Origin of the sequence: Nocardioides dubius (assembly GCF_039528155.1) — a bacterium.
In the GTDB taxonomy this organism is placed as follows: domain Bacteria; phylum Actinomycetota; class Actinomycetes; order Propionibacteriales; family Nocardioidaceae; genus Nocardioides; species Nocardioides dubius.
Genome location: NZ_BAAALG010000017.1, coordinates 226,773 through 235,178, shown reverse-complemented (window position 1 = coordinate 235,178; position 8,406 = coordinate 226,773). Strand labels below are relative to the sequence as shown.

Annotated in this window: 6 protein-coding genes; 2 read left to right on the top strand and 4 right to left on the bottom strand. The window is 70.3% G+C overall.

Going from position 1 to position 8,406, the window contains the following annotated elements; translation table 11 throughout:
- The 4 genes from ABD151_RS20995 to ABD151_RS20980 all read right to left on the bottom strand — a co-directional run.
- Nucleotides 1–1,874: ABC transporter ATP-binding protein (locus tag ABD151_RS20995; RefSeq protein ID WP_343996818.1), on the bottom strand; the 1,874-nt coding region annotated here is incomplete at its 3' end.
- Between the two features lie 89 nt (nucleotides 1,875–1,963).
- On the bottom strand, nucleotides 1,964–3,145 hold the full coding sequence (locus tag ABD151_RS20990; RefSeq protein ID WP_343996817.1) for a hypothetical protein: 1,182 nt from the start codon (nucleotides 3,143–3,145) through the stop codon (nucleotides 1,964–1,966).
- Nucleotides 3,142–3,669 (bottom strand): SigE family RNA polymerase sigma factor, encoded by a 528-nt coding sequence (locus ABD151_RS20985; RefSeq protein WP_343996816.1) that lies wholly within the window; start codon nucleotides 3,667–3,669, stop codon nucleotides 3,142–3,144. Before ABD151_RS20985 ends, ABD151_RS20990 begins: the two co-directional genes overlap by 4 nt.
- Nucleotides 3,670–3,832: 163 nt before the next feature.
- On the bottom strand, nucleotides 3,833–6,022 hold the full coding sequence (locus ABD151_RS20980; protein ID WP_343996815.1) for an NADP-dependent isocitrate dehydrogenase: 2,190 nt from the start codon (nucleotides 6,020–6,022) through the stop codon (nucleotides 3,833–3,835).
- Nucleotides 6,023–6,222: 200 nt separating this feature from the next.
- On the opposite strand from ABD151_RS20980, the gene ABD151_RS20975 reads away from it, so the two are divergent.
- Both ABD151_RS20975 and ABD151_RS20970 read left to right on the top strand, forming a co-directional pair.
- Nucleotides 6,223–7,293: an MIP family channel protein gene (locus ABD151_RS20975; protein ID WP_343996814.1), complete on the top strand. Its 1,071-nt coding sequence runs from the start codon at nucleotides 6,223–6,225 to the stop codon at nucleotides 7,291–7,293.
- A 109-nt stretch (nucleotides 7,294–7,402) separates the two neighbouring features.
- Complete coding sequence (locus ABD151_RS20970) at nucleotides 7,403–8,386, top strand: malate dehydrogenase (RefSeq protein ID WP_343996813.1); 984 nt, start codon at nucleotides 7,403–7,405, stop codon at nucleotides 8,384–8,386.
- Nucleotides 8,387–8,406: the final 20 nt, after the last annotated feature.

The following is an 8,406-nucleotide window of genomic DNA, read 5'->3' as shown; positions in this document are numbered from 1 at the left end:
GCCGCCCCCAGGCGACGGCGTCCGCCGACGCTGGCGACCGGCTCGTCGAGGGTGGCATGCGCCGCCTCGGCGGGCACCTCGGGGGCATCGGCCTCGGCGAGCCCGTGGGCGTCGGGCTGGGCATGCGCCTCGGCCCGACTGGCGGCCAGCAGCGCGCGGTACGGTCCCTCGACCCGGGCCAGCTCGACGCGCGGGCCGAGCTGAACGAGCCGGCCGTGGTCGAGGACGCCGACCAGCGGGGCACGCTCGATGGTGCTCAGCCGGTGCGCGATCAGGATGCCGGTGCGGCCGATCAGCAGCCGGTCGGCGGCGGCGACGACGCGGCGCTCGGTGAGCGGGTCCATCCGGGCGGTGGCCTCGTCGAGCACCACCACCTTCACGTCGCGGATCAGCAACCGGGCGAAGGCGACCAGCTGCTCCTCCCCCGCGGACAGGGTCGTGCCGCCGGGGCCGAGCAGGGAGTCGAGGCCGTCGGGCAGGCCGGCCACCCAGTCCAGCAGGCCGAGCTGGGCGACGGCACTCTCCACCGCGGCCCGGGGCACGTCCTCGAAGAGGGTGATGTTCTCGGCCAGGGTTCCGGCTAGGATCTCGGTGCGCTGGGTGACCACGCCGACGGCGGCACGCAGCTGCTGCAGGTCGAGGTCGCGGACGTCGACGCCGCCGAGGAAGACAGCGCCCCGCGGCGGCTCGACCGCACGCGAGAGCAGCGAGGCCAGCGTGGACTTGCCCGAGCCCGAGCGACCCACGAGTGCGATCGTCTGGCCGGCCGGCACGTGCAGGTTGACTCCGGTCAGCGCGAAGCTGCCCTCGGCGTAGCTGAAGGTGAGGTCGCGGACCTCGAGGTCGAGCGCCCCTGCGGCCGGCACCGCCTCGCCGCCGCGCGGCTCCGGCTCCACGGCCAGCATCTGCCGCAGGCGGATCACCGCGCCGAGGCCGGCCTGGAGGTCGGGCAGGTGGTTGGCCAGCATGGAGACCTGGCCGACGAAGGTCGAGGTGACCAGGAAGAGCGTGACCAGGCGGGCCACCGACATGGTGTCGTTGGCGGTCAGCGCCACGCCGATCACGCCGACCGCGGCGAGCATCGAGTAGAGCAGCACCCCGGCCCGGGCGCCGAGGCGTGCCTCGATCACCACGACCCGGCGGAACTTCTCGTGCACGTCGGCCGACAGCCGGGCCAGGCGCTGCACCACGTGCGACTGACCGAGGCTGGTGCGCAGGTCGTCTCGGCCAGCGATGCCCTCCTCGAGGGCGGCGGCATGGTCGGTCCAGGCCATCTCCTCGATCACCTTGCGCCGCGAGATCTCGCCGAGCAGGCGGCGGATGGCGAGGAAGGTCAGCGCGGCCAGAGCCGGGAAGATCAGCCAGGCGGGCCACCAGGTGAAGCCGGCCACCAGCCACATCGGGATCACCCCGAAGCCGGTGCGGGCCAGCATCCACAGCTGCCAGCGGACCAGGTTGCCGACCTCGTGGGTGTCGTCGTCGACGCGGTCCAGGATCTCACCGACCGCCTGCTCGCCGAGCGCGGCGAGCGGCTGGTTCATCGCTGCGTCGAGGAGGTCCTCACGCAGCAGGCCCTCGGCCCGGTCCGAGACGCCGACCCAGACCACCTTGCCGGCGGTGTCGATGACGGCGGCGCCGAGCACGCAGAGCGCCAGGGCCCAGACCAGGCCGGCCGACGGGCTCTCCGCGAGGCGACCGGCGAAGACCGTTCCGGCAGTGGTGCCGATCGCGGCGATCGCGGTGCAGATCAGCGCCCCGATCGACAGCGGCGAGCGCAACCGACGCCAATCGACGCGACGACGCGGGTCGACGGGCCCGGCCGCTTTCGGAGCGGGGGCGGGAGGGGCGTCGTCGGTAGTCAGCGTGGCACTCATCGCTGATTGACATTACGCCGTTCCCCCGACACTCTCCTACCGATTTTCCGGCGTCCGGAGCCTGCCCCCGCATGACCTTCAGCACGCCTTCAGCCGAGGTGCTCCCCGATCGGCAGCTGGAATCCGGGCCCGTCGTCGAGCGCACCCTCCGAGCGCGGCAGCGCGACCGGCTCCTCACAGACCCTCCGTGACGCCGAACAGGCCATCGCCTCGGCCTCCCACCGGTCCCCGGTGGTGAAGTCGATCCCGAAGGCGAGGTAGCGATCCTGATCGATCCATGCGTAACCGGTGAAGAAGTCGTAGTCCTCCTTCTGGTCAGGCACGAACGACGTGCCGTCGGCCAACGAGACCAGGGTGAAGTCGTCGCTACTGGTGGCCCCGTTCTCGCTCATCACGTAGTGAGCGCCGGGCGCGATGTCGCCGCCGTCCACGGCCAACGGCGCATCGACGGTGCCTCCGAGATCCTGGGTGAGGAAGGTGCTGCCTCGCACGCCCTCCAGCCTGTCGGGCTGGGCGTCACTGGTGAAGAGGATCTGGCCGCCCTCCACGTCATCGACGACGCCGGTGGGCTTGTCGGCCAACACCCTGACGTCGCCGCTCACGAGATCAAACGCCACGATGCCGCGTTCGTCGCCTGCGTAGAGCGTGCTCTCGTCGAGGGCCATCACCCGGGTACGGGTCCTGGCCAGCCACTGCTGGGAGGACAAGCCGTCTCCGCCGGCCGTGACCCTCTCGTCGACTGCGACCGGGAGCCGCCGCACCACCCCGGAGGCCTCGGTGTAGGCGAACGTCCACACGCCGTCGGTGACGTCGACCCAGGCAACCGTCGCACCGTCGCTGACCAGGTCGCGCTCGCCCGAGCCATCGTCGACCTTGCCGAGCGTGAGCACCTCACCCTGCTCCCACGCGTAGACGGTTCCGGCGGCGTCGGTGAAGACGTAGCCCCGCGAGGTCTCCACATAGGCGTAGATCTCCCGCCCCACATCGATCCTCTCGCCACCCGCATGGATCACCGAGCCCTCGGCCCAGCTGAGCCGGGTGGCCTCGCTGCCCGCGACGTTCATGACGTCGTCCTTGCCGCCCCAGGCGTCGAGCCGGGCGGGCACGATGAACGCTGCTCCCAGGAGCGCAGCGGCCACCAGAGCTCCCCCGAGCCCTCGTCGGCGCCGGACCCGGCGGCGGCCGTCGCCCAGGATCGCCGCCAGGTCCGGGGTGGCCGGAGACAGCGCATCCGCACGCTCGTTCAGGGTGTCCTTCAGCAGCTCGGTCATGCCGAGGCTCCTTCCAACTCGGCGACCAGCGCGACGTCGTCGCCCAGTCGCTTGCGCAGCGTGCGGAGCCCGGCCGAGACCTGGCTCTTGACCGTTCCCGTCGCGCAGCCCATCGCATGTGCGGTCTGGGCCTCGGTGAGGTCTTCGTAGTAGCGCAGCACGATCGCCGTGCGCTGCCGGATCGGCAGCTCCCGCAACGCCTGCCAGAGCCAGTCGCGCTGGGCAACGTCGTCGACGGCACCCGGGGCGACGACGTCGGGAAGCGTCGCGGTGGCGGTCTCGTTGTTCCAGCCCTTGCGCCGGAACCAGGTGAACGCCGTGGTCGCCACCACCCGGCGTGCGTACGCCTCCAGGTTGCCGGGCTCGCGGAGTCGCGGCAGCGCCACGTAGGTCTTGGTCAGCGCCTCCTGGACGAGGTCCTGCGCCAGCTGCTCGTCGGCCACGATCAGATAGGCGGATCGGTGCAGGGCGCCGAACCTCGCCGTCACGAACTCGGCGAAGGCGGCGTCATCGCGTCGCGCCACGCGGGCTCCTTGTCGTCGGGAGCGGGCCGTTGCCCGCTCTGCACCCTAGACGCGGTGGACACCGCACATGGTTCGGTCGGGCCGGAGCGTTTCGCAGCCGAAGGCTCCGAAATGGCCTGAGCCCGGCCGACCAACGGGTCGACCGGGCTCAGAACGAGATGGATCAGAGAGCCTCGAGCGCGGCGTTGAACGTCGCGGACGGGCGCATGATCGCGGCCACCTTGTCGGCGTCGGGGCGGTAGTAGCCACCGATCTCGGCAGGCGCGCCCTGGACGGCGATCAGCTCACCGGCGATCTTCTCCTCGTTCTCGCGCAGCTGCTTGGCCAGCGGAGCGAAGGCCTCGGCGAGCGCCGCGTCCTCACTCTGCTGCGCCAGCTCCTCGGCCCAGTACAGGGCGAGGTAGAAGTGCGAGCCACGGTTGTCCGTGGTGCCCAGCTTGCGGCCCGGCGAGCGGTCCTCGTTGAGGAAGGTGCCGGTGGCGCGGTCGAGGGTGTCGGCCAGCACCTGGGCGCCCGCCTTGCCCGACTGCTCGGCGTACTTCTCCAGCGACGGGACCAGCGCGAAGAACTCGCCCAGGCTGTCCCAGCGCAGGTAGTTCTCGTCCACCAGCTGCTCGACGTGCTTGGGCGCGGAGCCGCCGGCACCGGTCTCGAAGAGACCGCCGCCCGCGATCAGCGGAACCACCGAGAGCATCTTCGCCGACGTGCCGAGCTCGAGGATCGGGAACAGGTCGGTGTTGTAGTCACGCAGCACGTTGCCGGTCACCGAGATGGTGTCCTCGCCGTTGCGCATCCGCTGCAGCGAGTAGCGGGTGGCGAGCTCGGGGCTGAGGATCTGGATCTCCAGGCCCTCGGTGTCGTGCTCGGGCAGGTAGGCGTTGATCTTCTTGATCAGCTCGGCGTCGTGCGCGCGGCTCTCGTTCAGCCAGAAGATGGCCGGGGTCTGCGAGGCGCGGGCACGGGTGACGGCCAGCTTCACCCAGTCCTGGACCGGGATGTCCTTGGTCTGGCAGGCCCGCCAGATGTCGCCGGCCTCGACGTCGTGCTCGATCAGCACGTCGCCGTTGGACGCCAGGATCCGCACGGTGCCGGCCTGGGCGATCTCGAAGGTCTTGTCGTGCGAGCCGTACTCCTCGGCCGCCTGCGCCATCAGGCCGACGTTCGGCACGGTGCCGATGGTGGCCGGGTTCAGCGGGCCGTTGGCCTTGACGTCCTCGATGACGGCCTGGAACACGCCGGCGTAGGAGGAGTCCGGGATCACCGCGAGGGTGTCGTCCTCGGCGCCGTCGACGCCCCAGAGACGTCCGCCGTTGCGGATCAGGGCCGGCATCGAGGCGTCGACGATGACGTCGGACGGCACGTGCAGGTTGGTGATGCCCTTGTCGGAGTTGACGTAGGACAGGCGCGGGCCGTTCGCCAGGGCGGCGTCGAAGGCAGCCTTGATCTCGGCGCCGTTGGCCAGCTTGTCGAGGCCGGCCAGGATCGAGCCGAGGCCGTCGTTGGCGGAGAGGCCGGCAGCGGCCAGGTCGTCGCCGTAGGTCGCGAAGACGTCGGCGAAGAAGGCCTTCACCACGTGGCCGAAGATGATCGGGTCGGAGACCTTCATCATGGTGGCCTTGAGGTGCACCGAGAAGAGCACGTCCTTGGCCTTGGCCTCGGCGACCGCGTTGCGCAGGAACGCCTGCAGGTGCGCGGCGGACATCTTGGTGGAGTCGACGATCTCGCCGGCCAGCACCTTGAGGCCGTCCTTGAGCACGATGCTCTCGCCGGCAGCGGTCTCCAGCACGATGGAGAGGGTGTCGTCGCCCGCGACGGTCACCGACTTCTCGTTGCTGGCGAAGTCGTTGGCGCCCATGGTGGCGACGTTGGTCTTCGAGCCGTCGGTGAACGGCTTGTTGGTGTGCGGGTGGGTCTTGGCGTAGTTCTTCACCGAGCCCGGGGCACGACGGTCGGAGTTGCCCTCACGCAGGACCGGGTTCACCGCGGAGCCCTTGACCTTGTCGTACTTCGCGCGGATCTCCCGCTCGGCGTCGGTGTCGGCGCTCTCCGGGTAGTCCGGGATGTCGAAGCCCTGCGCCTGCAGCTCCTTGATCGCGGCCTTGAGCTGCGGGATGGAGGCCGAGATGTTCGGCAGCTTGATGATGTTGGCCTCGGGGGTCTTGGCCAGCTCGCCGAGCTCGGTGAGCGCGTCGTCGGCCAGACCGAACTGGGCCAGGATGCGGGCCGCGACGGAGATGTCACGGGTCTCGACCTCGACGCCGGCCTTGCCGGCGAAGGCCTCCACGATGGGGAGGAACGAGTAGGTCGCCAGCAGCGGCGCCTCGTCAGTGTGGGTGTAGATGATCTTGGCCATCGGTAGGACTGTCTCCTGAACGTCGCCGGCGAAAAGATTGCTTGATATCAAGATACCTGAACGGTCCTGGGATGCCACCTTCGCACCGCGAACCCCGGGGCGCCACCCGCGGCGCGGTCCGTTGCGCTTGAGGCTCAACCGGAGTTCGATGGCCTAATGTCGAGAACATCGGATATTTCGGGTTCCTGAAAGGAAGAGTCGTGACTGCTGAATCGCTCGATCCGCCTGCACTCCCCCGCAAGCTCGCTGCGGAGGTCCTGGGCACCTTCGTCCTGGTCTTCTTCGGCTGTGGTGCCGCCATCGCCAGCGGCGCCGACATCACCACCACCTCCCTGGCCTTCGGCATCTCGGTGCTGGTGATGGCCTTCGCGGTCGGCCACATCTCCGGCGGCCACTTCAACCCGGCCGTCTCGGTGGGCGCCGGCGTCGCGGGCCGGATCGCCTGGATCGACGTCGCCTTCTACATCGTGGCGCAGCTGGTCGGCGCGATCCTCGCCGGCCTGGTGCTCTTCACCATCTGGAAGGGCACCGAGGGCTTCGACGCCGACGGCGGCATGGCCACCAACGGCTGGGGTGACCAGAGCGCCCACGACATCTCGCTGTGGGCAGCGCTGCTGATCGAGGTCATCGGCACCGCGGTCTTCCTCTGGGTGATCCTGGCGGCCACCGACAAGCGCAACAAGGCGATCGCCAGCTCGGCGCCGTTCGCGATCGGCCTGGCCCTGACCGGCCTGCACATGGTGATGATCCCGCTGACCGGCACCTCGGTGAACCCGGCCCGCTCGATCGGCGTCGCCATCTTCGGCGGCAGCGACGCGATCACCCAGGTCTGGGCCTTCATCGTGGCCCCGCTGGTGGGTGCGGCGATCGCCGGCATCAGCTACGCCTTCATCTTCGGCCGTGACGGCATGGAGGTCGTCGGCGGCGGCCTGACCTTCGGCGGCGGCAACACCGCCCAGGGCGGCGGCCAGTGGGGCGGCCAGCAGCCGGTCTGGGACCCGAACACGGGCCAGTGGGTGCAGCCGCAGCAGCAGGGCGCGCCGCAGCAGTGGGCCCAGCCGGCGCACGAGCAGCAGCAGTGGTCGCAGCCGCCCGCCGAGCAGCAGTGGGCACCGGCCCCGCCGGCCCAGGAGCAGCAGTGGGCGCAGCCGCAGGCACCGCAGACGCCTCCGGCGCCGGAGCAGCAGTGGGCTCCGCCCACGCCCGAGCAGCAGCAGTGGGCACCGCCGGCCGAGGGCACGCAGATCCGCCCCAACGACCCCCCGCAGTGAGCACAGCCGACTGAGTCAGCGAACGCCCGGTGGCAGCGGCCGCCGGGCGTTCGTCACCCTGCTGCTAGTTTCAGCCCAGGATCACCACCCAACTCTTCTAGGAGTCCTCGTGAGTGCAACCCCGTTGAAGGTGGCCGTCACCGGTGCCGCCGGCCAGATCGGCTACAGCCTGCTCTTCCGTCTCGCCAGTGGCGCGCTGGGCGATCGGCCGATCGAGCTGCGTCTGCTGGAGATCACCCCGGCCCTCAAGGCCCTCGAGGGCGTCGTCATGGAGCTCGACGACTGCGCCTTCCCCGGCCTGGCCGCCGTCGAGATCGGTGACGACGCGGAGAAGATCTTCGACGGCGTCAACCTGGCCCTGCTCGTCGGCGCCCGCCCGCGCGGCCCCGGCATGGAGCGCAGCGACCTGCTCTCGGCCAACGGCGCGATCTTCACCGCGCAGGGCAAGGCGCTCAACAAGGTCGCCGCCGACGACGTCCGGATCGGCGTCACCGGCAACCCGGCCAACACCAACGCGCTGATCGCGATGACCAACGCCCCCGACATCCCGCAGCAGCGCTTCTCGGCGCTGACCCGCCTCGACCACAACCGAGCGATCTCGCAGCTGGCCGCGAAGACCGGCTCCTCGGTCAACGACATCAAGAAGATGACGATCTGGGGCAACCACTCGGCCACCCAGTACCCGGACGTCTTCCACGCCGAGGTCGGCGGCAAGAACGCGTTCGACGTCGTCAACGACCAGGCCTGGGTGGAGAACGACTTCATCCCGACCGTCGCGAAGCGCGGCGCGGCGATCATCGACGCCCGCGGTGCCTCCTCGGCGGCGTCGGCGGCCTCCGCCACCTGCAACGCGGCCCGCGACTGGCTGAACGGCACCCCCGAGGGCGACTGGGTCTCGATGGCGGTCGTCTCCGACGGCTCCTACGGCACCCCCGAGGGCATCGTGACCTCGTTCCCGGTGACCACCAAGGACGGCGGCTGGAGCATCGTCCAGGGCCTGGAGATCAACGAGTTCTCCCGCGCCCGGATCGACGCCTCCAACGCCGAGCTGGTCGAGGAGCGCGCCGCCGTCACCGAGCTCGGCCTGATCTGAGCAACCCCGCTGCACCCGGA

Coding starts and splice junctions, on each gene's coding strand:
- ABD151_RS20990 (WP_343996817.1), bottom strand. CDS start 3,145: ATGACCGAGCTGCTGAAGGACACCCTGAACGAGCGTGCGGATGCGCTG.
- ABD151_RS20980 (WP_343996815.1), bottom strand. CDS start 6,022: ATGGCCAAGATCATCTACACCCACACTGACGAGGCGCCGCTGCTGGCG.